The sequence below is a fragment of the Stieleria sedimenti genome (genome assembly GCF_025060895.1).
Lineage (GTDB): Bacteria > Planctomycetota > Planctomycetia > Pirellulales > Pirellulaceae > Stieleria > Stieleria sedimenti.
The window spans coordinates 46,684-62,193 of the sequence record NZ_JANZKV010000079.1 but is presented as its reverse complement, the minus strand read 5'-3'; the positions used below and the strand labels follow the sequence as shown (position 1 = coordinate 62,193).

Below are 15,510 nucleotides of genomic sequence, written 5' to 3'. Positions count from 1 at the left end.
GTTAACTTAGCGGTATTGGCTGACCTCCGGCTACTCGCTGTGATCCCTCCGGGATGCTCGGTTTGCTGCCGCTCGCCTGTGACATCAAACGGAGTGATACCTGCTAGCGGCGAGACGCAAGCCCTTGAAAAGGTCTGGCCTCTTTGATGCAAATCGGTCAACAAAGAGGCCTGACCCCGTTGCTCATGCGGTGTCGCGATCGCAAGCTGGGAGCTTACGCCACTTGTTGCGGCTGAATCGCGTGCAGTTCCATCACTCGGATCGGATGCTCGGGGTCGTCTTTCATTTCCAGCTTGTGTTCGGTGTATTCCCAGGGCCGCTTGCCGATCCACTCGCGGAACTCGTTGGCGATGATGCGGTACGGATCACTCAATAAGACCACGCCGTCGGCAGCCAAATGATCCATCAAGCATTGTTCCAGCTCCGGCCACAATTGACGCAGGTAGGTGACGTCGCTGCCCAAGATGATCGGAAATTTGCGGTCCAGTCGATCGATCCCGAATCTCAACCGACGGATCTCGCAACGATCCGCGATCGGGTGACTGCTCAGCCGGACCAGATGCAGGGGGTCTTCCACTCCGTCGGTCAGCGTCACCTGAGCACCGCGGAGTGCCGCGGAGATGCCGGCATGGCCCGTTCCGCAACCCAATTCCAACACCGATTGACCGTCCAGTTGTAGAGTCTCTAAAAAACGGTCCAAACCGGACGCCGCCCGCCAGGTGGCCGCCCAAAAGGGGTCGATGACGCCGGTTTCACCGTCGTCCTGCCGTTTGCAAGCATCGATCAGCATCGCATCGGGGTCCGCTGCGACCGCCAGCGGCCAGGTTTTGCCCGCGATCGACGTGTCTTCCCAGCGCCAATCGAGCACTCCGTTGGCGGTGGCGATCAGTTCGACGGGAAGACCCGCGGGGTGGATTTCTGTGGAATCGGTTTGTGTCATGCGTGCAATTTAACATGACCGTGTTTTCCTGCGCCCCATCCGCAAACTTTTCCCTCCCAACTACACTTCGTTTCGTCCAGCCACCGTTCCCGCCCATCTCGAGAGTCGATTGTCCGCTTCCGCCCCGTCTGATTCTCACCCCCCTGATTCCCGCTTCGGCCTCGCCGTCTGGGTCACCGCCGCCTGCTTCCTCGGGCTGTGTGCCAGCTACGGTTGGGCGAGTCAGGCTCCCGCGTCGGTTGCCGCAAACCTGACACTTGCGGTGTTTCAAATCGCGATGATTTCGATCGTGATTTGGCAAGCGTGCGACCCGTTCGCCGACGCCGCGCAGTATTTGGGCGAACAGTGGCGGATTCCCAGCAGTGTTCGCGGCGCGACCTTGGACGCGGTTGCCAGTTCGCTGCCCGAGCTATTCACCGGGTTTTTCTTCGTCCTGTACGCCATGAACGCTTCGGTCCTTGCCCCGCCGGGGGAACCCGGTCTACACGCCGGCGAGGGATTTGGGGCGACGATCGCGACCTGTGCCGGATCGGCGGTCTACAACATGATCTTGATTCCGGCGTTTTGCGGCATCGCCATCGCGTTGACTCGGCACCGGAAACCGATCATCGAAATCCATCGCACCGTGATCACCCGCGACGGGTTGTGGTTTATGGTTTGTGAAATCGTGTTGGTCGCGTTTCTGTTCAGCAAACAACTCTCCTGGCACCTGGCAGCTATCTTGCTCGGCCTCTATGGGGTGTATTTGGTCTGGCTATGGATCGATGCCCGCAAGTATCGGAATGCCCGATCGGTGGCGATCGAGACGCTCCAATCGATCGACAAGCCCAGCGATCAACAGATTCAATCCGCCCTGACCGATCATGGGATCAACGCCACGCCGAGTCTGATCGACTATGTCGCTCGCGAGTTGCGGGGTGATCTCGATGACGAGGATGGTGACGACTATGTCGACTCGGCCGGTATGTTGTTCGGGCGGATCCAAATCCCGCTTCGCCCCTCGATCTCCTACAGCCTGTTGGTCGGCTCCACCGCGATCACCGCGATCGCCTGTTACTGGCTGGTGGAAGTCACCGTCTCCATCGCCACGACCCTGGACATTCCCGTGTTCTTTGTCGCCGTGATTGTTGCCGCGGCGGCCAGCAGTGTTCCCGATACGTTGCTGTCCATCGGAGCGGCCAAGCGTGGCGATGACGACGGTGCGGTCAGCAACGCGTTCGGATCCAACATCTTTGACATCTGCATCTGTCTGTCGCTGCCGCTGATCGCCGGCATCTTTCTCAACAACGGCCAACCGATTGATTTGCTGATCGACGGCAAGCCGATGCCTGGCTTGTTCGGGCTGCAGGTCCTGTTGCTGTCCTTGACCGTGATCACGCTGGCGATTCTGTCACACCGGTTACAACTGACGCTGCGAAAGTCGCTGGTCTTGGTCGGCTTGTACCTGGTATTTATCGGCTACGCGGTGTTGGGGTCGCTGGGGTTTTAGCAAGAGCGCTGGGCTTGCGCCCGATGGCATCTACTTCGACGCCAAGCGGGGCGTTTTTGTTAGCGGTATTGAGCGCGAGCCCTCCTGTCTTTCACGGTGTGTTGAAGCGCTACCGGACGGCTCGCGGGCTGTCGTTTTTGTGAGCCGCGACGCGTAAGCGGCCGGGCATTGCGACGCTGCCCGAGGCCTTACCGCCAGCGGCTCACCATTGACTCAGCTGATCCCGACTCAATCGACAACCCGCTCGCCCCGTTCCGCTAACTCCTTCTGAGTCCCGCTGGCTTTTCACTATCGGGTCAGCACGGCGAATCGGATGTCGCTGATCTTGGCGTCGGGCAGTTGTTTGGCGATGTGCTTGATGATCGATCGTTTTTGAAACGTCAATTCCTGGATCGTGACGGAGTCTTTGGCAAACACTTTGAGCACGCCGCGATTGAGTTTGCCGACAGTGACTTCGGCCGCCAGGTCGTTGCCGACGGCCGCCGCGATCGCTTCGTGGAACCGGTCGGTGGCCGCGATTTGTGCGTATCCACGTCGCGAGATCAATTGACCGACTAACGAGCCGATCGATTGAACGCGGGGTTTCGGCGGATCCGGCGGTCTATTCATCGGTGACGTTTAAACAGCAGCCTCGGCTTTTTCGCTGATCATCGTTTCCAGCTTGCGGATGTCGGCGGCAAAGCGACGGATCCCTTCGGCCGTTTTCTCCGTCGCCATGGCATCCTCGTTTAATTCAAACCGAAACGTGTTCTCATCCATGGTGACCTTTTCGATGCCGCTCTGCTTGGCCGCCGCTTCGTCGAGCTTCTTTTCGATCGGGTCGGTCGACGCTTGCAGTTCTGCCAGCAGATTGGGGCTGATCGTCAGCAAGTCACATCCGGCCAACTCGATGATCTGGCCGACGTTGCGAAAGCTGGCGCCCATGACTTCCGTCTTGTAATCGAATTTCTTGTAGTACTCGTAGATCTGGCCGACCGACTGGACGCCCGGGTCGTCGGCACCGCTGTATTCCTGTCCGGTCGACTTCTTATACCAATCGTAGATCCGACCGACGAAGGGCGAGATCAACTGCACCTTGGCTTCGGCACAGGCGATCGCTTGAGGCAGCGAAAACAGCAACGTCAAGTTGCAATGAATGCCTTCTTTCTCCAGCACCTCGGCCGCCCGAATGCCTTCCCACGTCGACGCGATCTTGATCAGCACGCGGTCTCGCTCAATTCCTTCGCTGGCGTACTGGTCGATCAGCCGCTTGGCCAGATCGATGGTGCCCTTGGTATCGAACGACAATCGCGCATCGACTTCGGTGGACACCCGCCCCGGAACGATCTGCAAGATTTCCTTGCCGAACAGGATCAGGACGCGATTGAGAATCCTGTCGATCCGTTCTTGCCCGCTGAGCGATCCACCGGCGTGTTCGTCGATCGCCTGTTCGATCAGGTGGGCGTATTGCGGTTGGCTCGAAGCGGCCAGGATCAGCGACGGGTTGGTGGTGGCGTCCTGCGGCGCGAACTCCCGCATCGATTCGAAGTCGCCCGTGTCGGCGACCACTTTGGTGAACTGTTTGAGTTGATCGAGCTGGCTGGCCGGATTTGAAACGTCGTTCACGAGCACTGTTCCCCTGAGTGGAATGGTCTAGGTCCGTTCGATGATGATTCTGTTCTCGGTAGCCTAGCATGGCCGCCTTCGGAGCACCAAACCGTATCCGCCACCAATTCCCGCCGGTCGGGGTCAATGGCCGATCCTGCCCCCCAATCGGTCTCTATCGATCTCGTGACATCGGCATGATCACGTACGAGTAGCCATCCTCGGTGGTCATCAATGCCGGCGAGGCTCCGGATTCGATCTCGATCTGAAAACTTTGCTCACGGTCGAGCACCTTGCAAAAATCAGCCAGGTAGCGGTGGTCCATCGTCAGCGTGATCGGTTCGCCGTCGTAGGCGATCGGCAATTCGATTTGTGATTGCCCGACATCCTTGGTGCTCGCTTCCAGTTTCAAGGTTCCGTCGCCGAAGGTGAAATCGATGCCACGACTGTCTTGATCGGTCACGATCGCGGCCTGCCGCAACGCCGCAAACACCGGACCGACGGTCAGGTCCAATTGAACCGCGTCGTCGCGTTTGGGGATCACTTGCCGCCACGTCGGATAACGGCCTTCCACGAGCCGTGAATAGATCACCGCCGTTTTGGTTCGCAGCAACAAATCGCTTTGCCGCGCCGCGACATCCACGGTGTCTTCGTTTTCGTCGACCGCCCGTTCCATCAATTGGATCGCCCGCGTCGGCACGATCGTGCTGGTGCCGCTGGTCTCGTGCCCACCGATCGATTCGCCTTCGCCCTGCATGCTGGCCAGCCGCCGTCCGTCGGTTCCTACCGCCGTGACCGAATTGCCACTCATTTCCAACAGCACACCCCCGAGGGCGAATCGACTGTTGTCGGTGTCGGTGGCGAAGACGGTTCGACGCACCATCGAACGGAAAAAACGCGTCGAGATCACGTGGTATTTCTCTTCCTCGAACGACACCACCGGCGGAAACTCGTCCGGGTTGCTGCCGGGCAACCGAAACTTGCTGCGCGCCCCGCTGACCTGAATCCCCGAATCATCGGTCTGCAACGTCAACGTCTCATCGTTGCTTTCCCGCAAGATCGCCATCATGCGTTGGACCGGCAGCAACGCGGTGCCTTCGGTTTCGATCTCCACCCCTTCCTCGACTTCCAATCGGATCCCAACTTCCATATCGGTCGCGGTCAGCGTGAGCTTGCCGCCCGACGCGGTGATTTTCACGTTCTGCAAGATCTCCTTGGGAGACCGAGCCGGGGCGACACTGGCCGCCAGTGAAAAGGCATTCGTGAGGGGTTCACGCGAGCAAGATATCTTCATGGATGCAAAGCAATCGGCTGGAGGAGCGATTCACGGGCTCCATGTTTTAACGCAATCCGTCGGTTTCGGCAGCATGGCTGAGGCAGAGCGATCGGTTTCATCCGATGGGTTTCTATTCTGGTTAGATGTATTTATTTATCGTCGTTATCGTAATCTTTCCGAAGATGCGGTCAGCGGATCCCATTTGCTGGCGATAAGTAGCATCCCTAAAACCACTTACGCGAATTAGACCGAAGTGGAAAAGTCGTCGGTCTAGTGTCGAGGAACGGTCGGAAACCAGCCCGGTTGCTGACAGTGGCCGACGGCATGGTGGGACGGGACCGGTTCGACTGACGATTCAGTCGTCCGGACACCGACGACGTGCTGACGCGTTTTCCACGTCCAAAGGGCTGGAAAAAAAGCAAGAATCAGGGGCGTCGGACGTTTGCATTGGCGTCGAGCGTGCGATCCGATGTTCCAGGGTTACAGTGAAACGGATCACACCCACCGATGGCAGCGCGAACCCACGGATGGAAAGCAGCCTGTGATCCGTGGGTTCGCGCTGCCATCGGTGGGCTCATTCATATCCGGCTATCGGCCGCGATCCAACCAGCCCTAGGCAGCCAGCTTCTCTGTGGCTTCGACCATCATGCGACTCAGGTCGGCGTCCTGCTGGAGCAAGGTCTCGGTCTTGCGGATCGCGTGCAAAACCGTCGAATGATCTCGGCCGCCGAAGTACTCGCCGATCTTGTCCAAACTGGACGAGGTGAATTGGCGGGCCAGCAACATCGCCAACGATCGGGCACGGACGACGGATTGCTTTCGCGAACCGCTTCGCAGGTCTTTGGTGCGATGTCCCCAGATACGGGCCACGATACGGGTGATCTTTCCCAAATCGATTTCGCTGCGTTGGCCTGCCGCGTTGATCGCCGATTGAACCGCCACGACATCGGCCGCGGATTGATTCATACGACAATACAAATCGACTTGCTTGATGGCCGAGTCGAGTGCCAACACGGAAATGTCGGTCCGCAGGCCGGCATCGAGCAATCCGATCAAGTCGTCGGACAGTTCCAAACCGCGCAGCAAGGCGAGTTCGCGAAGGATCGTCAAACGCGATTGCCCGGTTGGGTAAGCGACCGGGATCGTCAACCCGATCACGCATCGACTGGCCAGTTGGGGGCGGATCGCTCGCGTTTCCGAAGGCAGCCGTTTGCTGGTGAAAATCGTCGGCTTTCCCGCCGCAATCCGCCGTTCGATGCGAATCGACAATTCATCTTGAGCGGCCATCTTTCCGGCGATCGAATCGAGATCATCGATCACCAAGATCGCGGCGTCATCAAGCGACTCACGAAGCGGTGGCAAATCGTCGGCCGCAACCGCTTCGGCATATTCGCGGGCAAAGTCCGACGCCAAGAAATATTTGACAGCCGTGGCGTCACCGCCGAGTGAAAGCGAGGCGGCGATGCGAGCGGCCAAATGCAACGCCAACGTCGTCTTGCCGCATCCCGACGGACCGATCAACAGGACCGGTTGCGACATCGCGATCGTCGGTTCCGACTGAGCCACATAGGTCGCCAATCGATTCTCATCACCGCTGATGAAGAACGACAACGACGCCGCCGCACGGCTCCGCGCCAGTTTCGCATCACGCGACCGTTGTCGCAGCAGCGGCCGCTCCAACGGAAACGTTTCGATCTTCGGGGTGGCGGGAGACAGGTTCACGGGAACAAATCGGATGGCGGTATCGAGTTCACTTCCACCCCTATTTTACCCCAAACGAGACTTTTTCAAGTCAGTTTTCCACTTAGTTTTCCACAAAGTCTTAAGATCTTAACCTATTGTAAACACGGCAGATACGATCGGTTGCATCCGCCATTTCATCATCGGTGGAAAACCGACTCAGGCTAAACCGGATCGCACTCTCGACCGCCCAATCGGGGCACCCCATCGCCAACAAAACGTGGCTCGGAGGGCTGCTTCCGCTGCTGCATGCCGATCCGCTGCTGCAGGCCACCCCGGCGAAGTCCAATGCCATCAACATCGACTGCCGATCGGTCCCGGCAAAGGAAACGCAACTCGTTCCCGGCAAACGCTTTTCGTTCTCCCCGTGGATCAGCAATCCGGCGCACTCGCGACGCAACGTCGCTTCGAACTGATCGCGCTGACTGACCATCCGCTGACACACCGCCGACAGTTTTTCCACAGCCATTTCGAGCGCTTTGGCCATCCCCAAAATCAGCGCGACCGGCTCGGTGCCCGGCCGGCTGACGAGCTGTTGCTCCCCACCGAACAGCAGGGGTCGGAGCTTGATTCCGGCATCGATCCAAAGCGCACCCACACCCGCCGGACCGTGGAATTTGTGCGGGGTGATGGTGATCGCGGCGGCAGGGATTTCGTTGACGGTGGCGGGGAGTTTGCCGATCGATTGGGTTGCGTCGACGTGCAACAATGCACCCGCCTGGCGACAGATCTCGGCAACCTCGGCGATCGGTTGGACCACGCCGGTTTCGTTGTTGGCCGACATCACCGACACGACCGCTTGGTCGGCGTCCAGGCTGTCGAGGGTCTGCTGCAAGGCGTCCAAGCGGACGACCCCATTGGGGGTCACCGGCAGAACATGAACCGGACGCCCTTGCTTTTTCGCCTGCTGGGCAAACGCGATCACGCTGGCGTGCTCGATGCTGCTGACGATCAGCGGCGAATCGGCAGCGGCCAAACCGGCCAACGCCAAGTTGTTGGACTCGGTGCCGCCGCTGGTGGTGATCAGTCGCGCTCCGCCGGGCAGCGACAGATCGCTTCCCAAGCAGGCTCCGATCCGTAGGATGGCATCGTCCAGCCGATCGCTGCTGGAACGCCCGATGGCATGTTGGCTGGACGGGTTGGCCGGGCCACGCTGGAATTCAGCGGCGATCACATCGGCGACTTGCGGGTCGATCGCCGTGGTCGCGTTGTTATCAAGATAAATCATTCACCCGCCGCTGCTGCGAAGGTCAGCCAGTTCAGGGGAGGAGGGATAATCGCGGATCGCTTCGGCCAACAATTCGTCGGCCAATGCACCGCGGTCGGCATCGCGAAGGTCCTTCACCAGGCCCGCGTACTGGCCGATCAGCCAGCGATCGATCGCCGCGGTCATCTCGGCGGCGTTGTCCTTGCCAGGCAAGGTGCGGGCCAGTTGGAACAGTTCGGGAATCAGCACATACAGTTCCCGCTCGGCGAGCTGCTGAACGGTCGGCCAAAGCACCGATGCCCGACTGGGATGGTCGTTGTTCCAGCCGACCCAAAACGGGCTGCCGGAATCCTGAATCTGCATTTCATCGGTCAGCAGACCGGCGACGGCGGGAGTCGCCGAGGGGCCACGACTGAGGCTGACCAGGTGCCACCGGGTCGGCTTTTTGCCCCTGGGAACGGTGATCCAACCCTTGGCACGAAGCTGCCGCTGGACGGCTCCAGTCGTGTTTTTTCGGGTGATGGGCGTGATTTGGATGTGGAAAAACGGGATCTCGTAGAACGCAAAGTCGCGCGTCTGGAAGTGGCTGGGTGCAAATTCGGTCCCCGAAACATTGCCCTTGATTGCGACGACGGCGCCGACCAAGAATAGGCTGAGAATCGTGCACACGATGATCAGCGAGCGACGGGAGCCCTTGCGAGCACGGCTCGAAGGGCGTGGCGAATAGGATGAAGAGACCGACGTGGACACGATGCCGACCATTGGGGATGTTTGGACAAACCATCAAAGTACCGCATCCGCCATTTTATGCCATGTCTCGACCCACGTCCCTCCACCATTCACTGCGAAAGGTCTCCGCTGGCGGCGGCGACGGTCGCCCCGACACCGGCTCGCTGTCAGCCTATCAGGGGCCGCCCAAGGCGGTGCGACGCCCCTACGCGGTGCTTTTGCCGACTTCACCAACCCCGCCATCCGGGCCGCCGGGGGAGCGAAGCGACGACGACCCGGCCGAGGAGGCTGACCCCACGATTCGCCGGATGCGGTTGGAAGCCGTTTTGTTGCTCGCCAAAACGCCCTTGACCAGTCGCAAGCTGGCCCAATTGGCTCACTTGGCGGATGGTACCGAGACTCGTACACTTGTCCGCCGCCTGAATCAAATCTACGACAACCTGGGGCGATCGATACGGATCGAGCAGGTGGCCGGGGGTTTTCGAATGTTAACCCGCGCCGCTTATGCCCCTTGGTTGGCTCGACTGGGACATTTACCTTCAGCGGTTCGGTTATCATCGCCGATGATGGAGACGCTGGCCGTTGTCGCGTATCGCGGTCCAGTTTCACGCGCCGATATCGAAGCAATTCGCGGTGTGGCCTGTGGTGAGTTGTTGCGGCAGCTGATGGAACGCGATTTAATTCGAATCTCCGGCCGAAGCGAAGAGCTCGGACGTCCCTACCTTTACGACACAACAAAGCAATTTTTACAACTTTTTGGACTTCCCTCCGGCGACGCGCTGCCGCCGATCAACTGGGAACCGTTACAAGAAGATGAAGAATTTGACCCAGAATCCATTGATCCAGAACACTCGACCTAAGCAGTTTCGACATCTACGAAGGAGTCAGTCGTGAGCCTTGTTGCTTTCGCATCGGTCACCCCAACCAACCGTTCCGTGCCATCCCCTGTGTTACCGACAAGTCATCAGGCCGATGATCTGTCGCTGTTGTTCGCCTTCGATCCAGTCATCGATGGCCCGCTCGCCGATATCGATGGCCCGCTCGCCGATATCGATGGCCCGCTCGCCGTGATCGAGGATGAAGAAGACGATCTGTACGAAGGCGACCATGACTTCGACGACGAGGACGATGATTGGGACGAACTCGACGATGATGAGGACGACGACGAGGAGGATGACGACGAAGACGACGAGGAAGACGATGACTGGGAGGAAGTCGACGACGACGACGATGATGATGAGGACGACGAGGAGGACTTCGCCGATGACGAAGAAGACGCCGACGACTTCGACGACGAAGCCGATGACTGGGACGACGACGAAGACGACGACGATTGGGACGAGGGCGGAGACGACGACGACGAGGAGTGGGATTGAGCGGTGACGCTCAGTCGCCCAGCCGGAACAACTCTCGGAGGGCTTTGACCAATCCCTTTTGATGCCCCTCGGCGGCATCCTCTTTCAGCGATGACAGTGGTGGATGCAGTAGCTTGTTGATCAAACGATCGAGCGATTTTTCGATCTCTTTCTGCATCGCCGGCTCACCACCCAACGCGCGCAATTTGGGCAACAATCGCTCCAGCTCGTCCTGCTTGATCTGCTGCGCGTGCTCTCGCAATCGTTTGATCACCGGGCCGGTCGCACGATGATTCAAATCGACCAATAACCGCTGCGTCTCCTCGGTGATGATCCGCTGCGCCTTGGGCCATTCCTTTTCCCGCTCGTGCCGATTCCGCTGACAGGCCGCCTGTAGATCGTCGATTTGGTACAGGTACAGGTTGGGGAACTCATCCAGTGCGGGGTCGAAATCGCGTGGGACGGCCAAATCCAATACCAGCAACACGCGGTCACGTCGCTGCGGACGAATCTTGTCGTATTGTTGGTAGGTCAGAATCGGTTCGGTGGCCGCCGTCGTGCCCACCAACAAGTCGGCTTGCACGATTTGATCCAACAAGGTCTCCCAGGGGGCATACCGAATCGAGAACGTCTCGGCCAACGTCTCGGCACGTTGCAGTGAGCGGTTCAACACGACGATGTCGTCGGCCCCGGCTTGGATCAGGTACCGCAGCGTCTCTTCACCCATCTCGCCGGCACCGCAAATCAACACCCGCTTGCCGACCAGCGAATCGAACACCTCGGGAACCACTTCGCCGACCGCCACGCTGGGCACACTCACCCGTCGGCGGTGAATCTCCGTCTCCGTTTGCACTCGTTTGGCCGCGTGGTTGGCCGCTTGAAACACCGCGTGGGTGAGCGGTCCGGCCGACCCCGATTGGCAGGCCAAATCGTAAGCCTGTTTGACCTGCGAAAGGATTTGCGATTCGCCGATCACCATGCTGTCCAAACTCGACGCCACCGTGAACAGGTGCTCGACCGCGTCGTGCCCGCTGCGATAGATCATCTGCTCGACCACTTCGTCGGTGGGCAGCTGATGTTGTTCGGCGAGAAAACGGATCACGGCGTCCCGGTCCAGCTCGAACTCTTCGTCGGTCGTCGTGTACAGCTCGGTCCGATTGCAGGTGCTCAACAGCACCAGTTCGCCCTTGGGATAACGCCGGCGAAACTCATTCAGGGCCGAATCGATTTGATTGCCGGAAAACGCGACCCGTTCGCGAAATTCGACGGCCGCGTCATGATGGCTACAGCCAATCATCTGCAGCTTCATCAGCTCACCCCGTGGGAACTGAGGATGACGCCGACGAGTGCCAGGACAAGAAAGCCCAGACTGGCCAAGGTCATGTAAAACGCTTTCCGCCCCCGACTGGCCGGCGAATAGAGATACTCGATCGCCGTGGCGGCCAATAACCACAGGAACAGCACCAGCGACAGCAAAATGCCGCTGTCGGTCCAATCGAATTGTTCGTTCTGGTTCAAATTCATGATCGCCCCGGCCACGACTCCGATCGCCACCGCGGCGGTGCTGATCAGCAGCGTTCGCCGGTTGGCCCGATCGAGCGTCTCCAGCGTCGGCAATCGAAACATCCGCGACCCGGCGCGTTTGTGTTTCAGCCGCCAGGATTGCACCAGATACATCACGCCGGCCAAAAAACCGACCAGCACCGCACCGGTCCCGACCATCATCGCCACCCCATGGATCGAACGCCACGCGTTTGCCGTTTCCGTCCGCGAAAAACGCTCCCAACCGCCGACCCTGATCCCCAGCCCGATCGTCAGCAAAATCAGCGGCAAAAAAAAGAAACTGATGATCGTGTCGCTGCGGCGGATGTACGCGATGAGAAAACAAATCGCCAGCCCCAGGGCCAACAACAATGACCATTCCGCCCAACTGGACAGCAACCCGCGACCGTCCTCGACCGGCATGTCGATCGCCCGCAAGAACAGGTAGCTGACATGGGTGAACAACCCCAAACCCATCATCGTCAGCACCGCCGGCATCCGAAAGCGGAATTGACCGAAAAATCGTGTCAACTCCAGCAGCAACGCCACCAAGTAACTGGTGAAAAAACAGGTGATAGAAATCTGGTGAAGGATTCCCAACACGGGCGAAGTGGCTCCAAAAGCGGTCCGGCAATACAACGGCTCAGCCTGTCATGGTACACATCGCCGTGAAAATGGCCAGAGTCAACCGCCGACCGAAGGATCCCTCGGGTACGCCTTGCGATTCGCCCAAGAGCAGATCCATCCCGGCGGGAAGCGTGACGGGCTGTTGATTCATTCGGGATCAGCTGAGTCAATGGTGAGCCGCTGGCCGTCAGGCCTCGGGCGGGCGATAGAATGCCCGGCCGCTAACGCGTCACGGCTCACTAAATCGACAGGCCGGTAAGCTTCCCGCCGGCAGACAAGCATTCAAAGCGGCGGCGCTACCAGGGGCGGACCAGCCACTTGCGGATGTCCAGCTGACCGGAGCCATCCAGTCGCACCCGAACGGCACCCTCGCGGGCCGTGATGTGAACGCCGCTTCCGGTCACCGACAACATCGCTTCCACCTCGGTCCGCGCCGCCCGACGGCTGCCGCTGACGATCGTCTCTCGCGGGCGAGCCCAGGCCAACACCACGTCCGCGTCCATCGACAAACTGCCATGGTGCGGCGCCATCAAGACACCGCCCGCCGGCGGCCGGGGACGTGAAACGAGCGACTCGGTTCCCGGTGGCTCCAAATCACCCGGCAGAATCAACGCCCTGCCGCCATGATCGATCCGCAACACCAAACTGTTCGCGTTGTCGCTGCCGGCGATCCCCGCCCGCGGAGGATGCAACACGGACATGCCCATTCGGTTGACCCATGCGTCGCGATCGTCGGCGGAAACTTCGCGCACCGCGATCCGGTGTCGCTGGACCGCCCAGCGGACGTCCGCCAGCGCCGTGTCGCTGCCGTCGAGCATCCCCGGTGGCGTGATCAAGACATCCACCGAAAACCGGTCCAGGATCGCCGGCAGCGCGTTGTAATGATCGGCGTCGGCGTGGGACAGAAACACACCGTCCAACTCCGTCACGCCCAGCGCCCAAAGCGCGGTGTCGATGTCGCGACTGGTGCCCAAACGGTTGCCCATCCGGCCGCAATCGTACAACCAGATTTTCTTATCGGGCGTCCGCACGATCACACTCGTTCCGTGCCCCACGTCGATGAACGTGGCTTCCAAGGTGCCCGGTGGCAACGCCGCCACCCGCGTCGAAATCCAAAACATCACCACGCCCCAGACCAGCACCCAGCCGCAACGAAACCATCTCGCCCGACGCGATCGCCAGATCAACGATGCCGCCATCACGGCGTAAAACAACGCCACGCCGATCCCCGGCGGCGACGGCAGCCAGGCATGACCGCGCGGCCAACCCGCGGTCCACTCGATGATCCACCACATGTAACGCAGTGCGAGGTGACAAACTGTACCGGGGACCGCGCCCAACCACGAATGGACCGGATCGACGATCACCGTCAACACGCCAGCCGGTAGCGCCACCATCAATCCCGCCCAAACCAACACGTTGGTCAACACGCTGACCATCGAGACCAAATGGAATTGCGACCACACCAACGGCAAACTGACAGCCGTCACACATCCGCTCAACCAAGCCATCTGTCCAAAGAACCGCGCCACCGTTTTCAGATTTCGCACCCATGAACTCGATGACGCATCAACCATCGATTGAAACCCGACCTCACGCTGTAATTCCAATTCCGAACGCATGGATCCCGGCGCGATCGGTCGACCGGCCAACATCAACGTGATCACCGCCAAGAACGACAGATGAACCCCGACCGAAAAGACGTTCATCGGATTCACCAAGATCAACACCAACGCCGCCACGCCCAAGGTGTTGAGCGGTTGGGACGTCCGCCGGACACAGGTCGACAAGAGCAACATTGAAATCAGGATCGCCGCGCGCATCACCGGCGGCCTCCCGCCGGTCACCGCGACGTACAGCGCACTGATCGCCACAATCACCACGAAGCGACTGACCGGTTGCAGCCCCAGCGCCGAAACGATCCAAGTCGCCACCAGCACCAGGATCGCCAGGTGCATGCCGCTGACCGAAAGCAAATGGGCCGTGCCGGTCGCCAACAAGGCGTCACGTGTTTTCGGATCCACAAATTCCCGCTGCCCGATCACCAACGCGACCGCCAGCGGTCCGGTTTGATCGTCGGTGTGGCTGAGCAACGACTCACGCCCCCGTGTCGCGATCGATGCGACCGCCGACGCGATCGGATTGGACGACGTCTCCAACAGCGTGATCGCTCCGGCGTTCTTGGTCTCGATTCGGGCATGAAGCCCGCGTCGTCGATAGGCAGGTCGAAGATCAGGCTCGCCGGGATTGGTCGGACCTTCAAAGGGATGCAACCATCCATAAATCTCCATCCGGTCGCCGGGCCGCAACTGGCTCAAGTCCCCGTCAACGTAAACCAACACCTTGCCGTCAGTGGGCTCAAACCCGTCTTCGACACGCCGCTGTTGCAGGTCGACGGTCAGTTGACTTTGCCAGGGAGATTCGTCCGCGCCACGGCGGCCAAAGGAAACGGGGTTTCGCCGCAACGAGACCGTCCGATCCAACGTTCCCCGAACCACGATCGGCTGGGCGGATTGATCGACCAGGGGAAGGATCGACGCGCTGCGAAACGAGGCTTCGCTCCACGCGTGCAAGGCTCCAAAGCAGCACGTCCACAAAACCGCGTTGCAGGCCCAGGTGATGACCCTCGCCAAACCCTTGACACCGGGCCGCGACGGTCGGAATCCGCGATGAAGCAGTTCCGGCAGCAACCCCGCGACCACGCCGATCAACAACCAACGTGTCACGCTGGTCCAAAACGATTCGTACCACCACGCATCGCAGATCACACCGAGTGTTGCGAAGAAGCTGGCGAAGACAAACGGAAACCGATGAAGGCTCGACGCCACACGCCCGCGGGGCTCGAACAAGTCCCGGTCCAACCGCTGTCGCAGCAGCAATCGTCCCCGCAGCAATCGTCGCCTCCAAGCCGCGTCCACCCCGATTCGCTCCCATTAGCGTGCTTGCCAAAACCGTTAGAATAGGCAAGTCGCGACTAGTAATGAAGTAGTCCGACACCCCCCCGTGAAAAACTTTACGTCG

At 59.9% G+C, this 15,510-nt stretch carries 15 protein-coding genes; 4 read left to right on the top strand and 11 right to left on the bottom strand.

The features are described from left to right. Window positions 1–214: 214 nt before the first annotated feature. Window positions 215–940 carry a class I SAM-dependent methyltransferase gene (locus NZK35_RS12090; protein ID WP_259632791.1) on the bottom strand — a complete coding sequence of 242 codons (726 nt, stop codon included), beginning with the start codon at window positions 938–940 and terminating at the stop codon, window positions 215–217. Between the two features lie 109 nt (window positions 941–1,049). Between NZK35_RS12090 and NZK35_RS12085 the strand changes: the two genes are divergently transcribed. Further along, window positions 1,050–2,429 carry a sodium:calcium antiporter gene (locus NZK35_RS12085; protein WP_259632790.1) on the top strand — a complete coding sequence of 460 codons (1,380 nt, stop codon included), beginning with the start codon at window positions 1,050–1,052 and terminating at the stop codon, window positions 2,427–2,429. Window positions 2,430–2,717: 288 nt separating this feature from the next. Here NZK35_RS12085 and NZK35_RS12080 read toward each other — a convergent pair whose 3' ends face one another. The 3 genes from NZK35_RS12080 to dnaN form a co-directional block, all read right to left on the bottom strand. Then, window positions 2,718–3,038: a DUF721 domain-containing protein gene (locus tag NZK35_RS12080; RefSeq protein ID WP_259632789.1), complete on the bottom strand. Its 321-nt coding sequence runs from the start codon at window positions 3,036–3,038 to the stop codon at window positions 2,718–2,720. 9 nt (window positions 3,039–3,047) lie between these two features. Next, window positions 3,048–4,034 carry a transaldolase gene (gene tal, locus NZK35_RS12075; RefSeq protein ID WP_259632788.1) on the bottom strand — a complete coding sequence of 329 codons (987 nt, stop codon included), beginning with the start codon at window positions 4,032–4,034 and terminating at the stop codon, window positions 3,048–3,050. A gap of 154 nt (window positions 4,035–4,188) precedes the next feature. Next, on the bottom strand, window positions 4,189–5,307 hold the full coding sequence (gene dnaN / locus NZK35_RS12070; RefSeq protein ID WP_259632787.1) for a DNA polymerase III subunit beta: 1,119 nt from the start codon (window positions 5,305–5,307) through the stop codon (window positions 4,189–4,191). Between dnaN and NZK35_RS12065 the strand changes: the two genes are divergently transcribed. Continuing rightward, entirely contained in the window at window positions 5,306–5,536 is a 231-nt protein-coding gene (locus tag NZK35_RS12065) for a hypothetical protein (RefSeq protein WP_259632786.1), read from the top strand. The two genes, dnaN and NZK35_RS12065, sit on opposite strands and share 2 nt — an antisense overlap. A gap of 365 nt (window positions 5,537–5,901) precedes the next feature. Here NZK35_RS12065 and NZK35_RS12060 read toward each other — a convergent pair whose 3' ends face one another. From NZK35_RS12060 to NZK35_RS12050, 3 genes are all read right to left on the bottom strand, one after another. Beyond that, on the bottom strand, window positions 5,902–7,011 hold the full coding sequence (locus NZK35_RS12060; protein ID WP_259632785.1) for a helix-turn-helix domain-containing protein: 1,110 nt from the start codon (window positions 7,009–7,011) through the stop codon (window positions 5,902–5,904). Between the two features lie 100 nt (window positions 7,012–7,111). After that, entirely contained in the window at window positions 7,112–8,257 is a 1,146-nt protein-coding gene (locus NZK35_RS12055) for a cysteine desulfurase family protein (RefSeq protein ID WP_259632784.1), read from the bottom strand. Next, a complete protein-coding gene (locus NZK35_RS12050; protein WP_259632783.1) occupies window positions 8,258–8,905 on the bottom strand; it encodes a hypothetical protein in 648 nt (215 codons plus the stop codon). 143 nt (window positions 8,906–9,048) lie between these two features. Between NZK35_RS12050 and scpB the strand changes: the two genes are divergently transcribed. Both scpB and NZK35_RS12040 read left to right on the top strand, forming a co-directional pair. Beyond that, complete coding sequence (scpB, locus tag NZK35_RS12045; RefSeq protein WP_259632782.1) at window positions 9,049–9,825, top strand: SMC-Scp complex subunit ScpB; 777 nt, start codon at window positions 9,049–9,051, stop codon at window positions 9,823–9,825. Window positions 9,826–9,855: 30 nt separating this feature from the next. Next, a complete protein-coding gene (locus NZK35_RS12040; protein ID WP_259632781.1) occupies window positions 9,856–10,341 on the top strand; it encodes a hypothetical protein in 486 nt (161 codons plus the stop codon). Between the two features lie 10 nt (window positions 10,342–10,351). Here the strand turns inward: NZK35_RS12040 and hemA are convergent, their stop codons facing one another. The 4 genes from hemA to NZK35_RS12020 all read right to left on the bottom strand — a co-directional run bounded on the left by hemA (window position 10,352) and on the right by NZK35_RS12020 (window position 15,407). After that, entirely contained in the window at window positions 10,352–11,617 is a 1,266-nt protein-coding gene (gene hemA / locus NZK35_RS12035) for a glutamyl-tRNA reductase (protein WP_323379635.1), read from the bottom strand. An 11-nt stretch (window positions 11,618–11,628) separates the two neighbouring features. After that, window positions 11,629–12,465 carry a cytochrome c biogenesis protein CcsA gene (gene ccsA / locus NZK35_RS12030; RefSeq protein WP_259632779.1) on the bottom strand — a complete coding sequence of 279 codons (837 nt, stop codon included), beginning with the start codon at window positions 12,463–12,465 and terminating at the stop codon, window positions 11,629–11,631. Between the two features lie 40 nt (window positions 12,466–12,505). Further along, window positions 12,506–12,640, bottom strand: a complete 135-nt coding sequence (locus NZK35_RS12025; RefSeq protein ID WP_259632778.1) for a hypothetical protein — start codon at window positions 12,638–12,640, stop codon at window positions 12,506–12,508. Between the two features lie 145 nt (window positions 12,641–12,785). After that, window positions 12,786–15,407, bottom strand: a complete 2,622-nt coding sequence (locus NZK35_RS12020) for a ComEC/Rec2 family competence protein (protein ID WP_259632777.1) — start codon at window positions 15,405–15,407, stop codon at window positions 12,786–12,788. Window positions 15,408–15,510: the final 103 nt, after the last annotated feature.

Excerpts from the sequence above, each read along its gene's own strand:
- NZK35_RS12090 (WP_259632791.1), bottom strand. The coding sequence starts at position 940 with ATGACACAAACCGATTCCACAGAAATCCACCCCGCGGGTCTTCCCGTC.
- NZK35_RS12080 (WP_259632789.1), bottom strand. The coding sequence starts at position 3,038 with ATGAATAGACCGCCGGATCCGCCGAAACCCCGCGTTCAATCGATCGGC.
- NZK35_RS12065 (WP_259632786.1), top strand. The coding sequence starts at position 5,306 with ATGGATGCAAAGCAATCGGCTGGAGGAGCGATTCACGGGCTCCATGTT.
- dnaN (WP_259632787.1), bottom strand. The coding sequence starts at position 5,307 with ATGAAGATATCTTGCTCGCGTGAACCCCTCACGAATGCCTTTTCACTG.
- NZK35_RS12055 (WP_259632784.1), bottom strand. The coding sequence starts at position 8,257 with ATGATTTATCTTGATAACAACGCGACCACGGCGATCGACCCGCAAGTC.
- scpB (WP_259632782.1), top strand. The coding sequence starts at position 9,049 with ATGTCTCGACCCACGTCCCTCCACCATTCACTGCGAAAGGTCTCCGCT.
- hemA (WP_323379635.1), bottom strand. The coding sequence starts at position 11,617 with ATGATTGGCTGTAGCCATCATGACGCGGCCGTCGAATTTCGCGAACGG.
- NZK35_RS12025 (WP_259632778.1), bottom strand. The coding sequence starts at position 12,640 with ATGAATCAACAGCCCGTCACGCTTCCCGCCGGGATGGATCTGCTCTTG.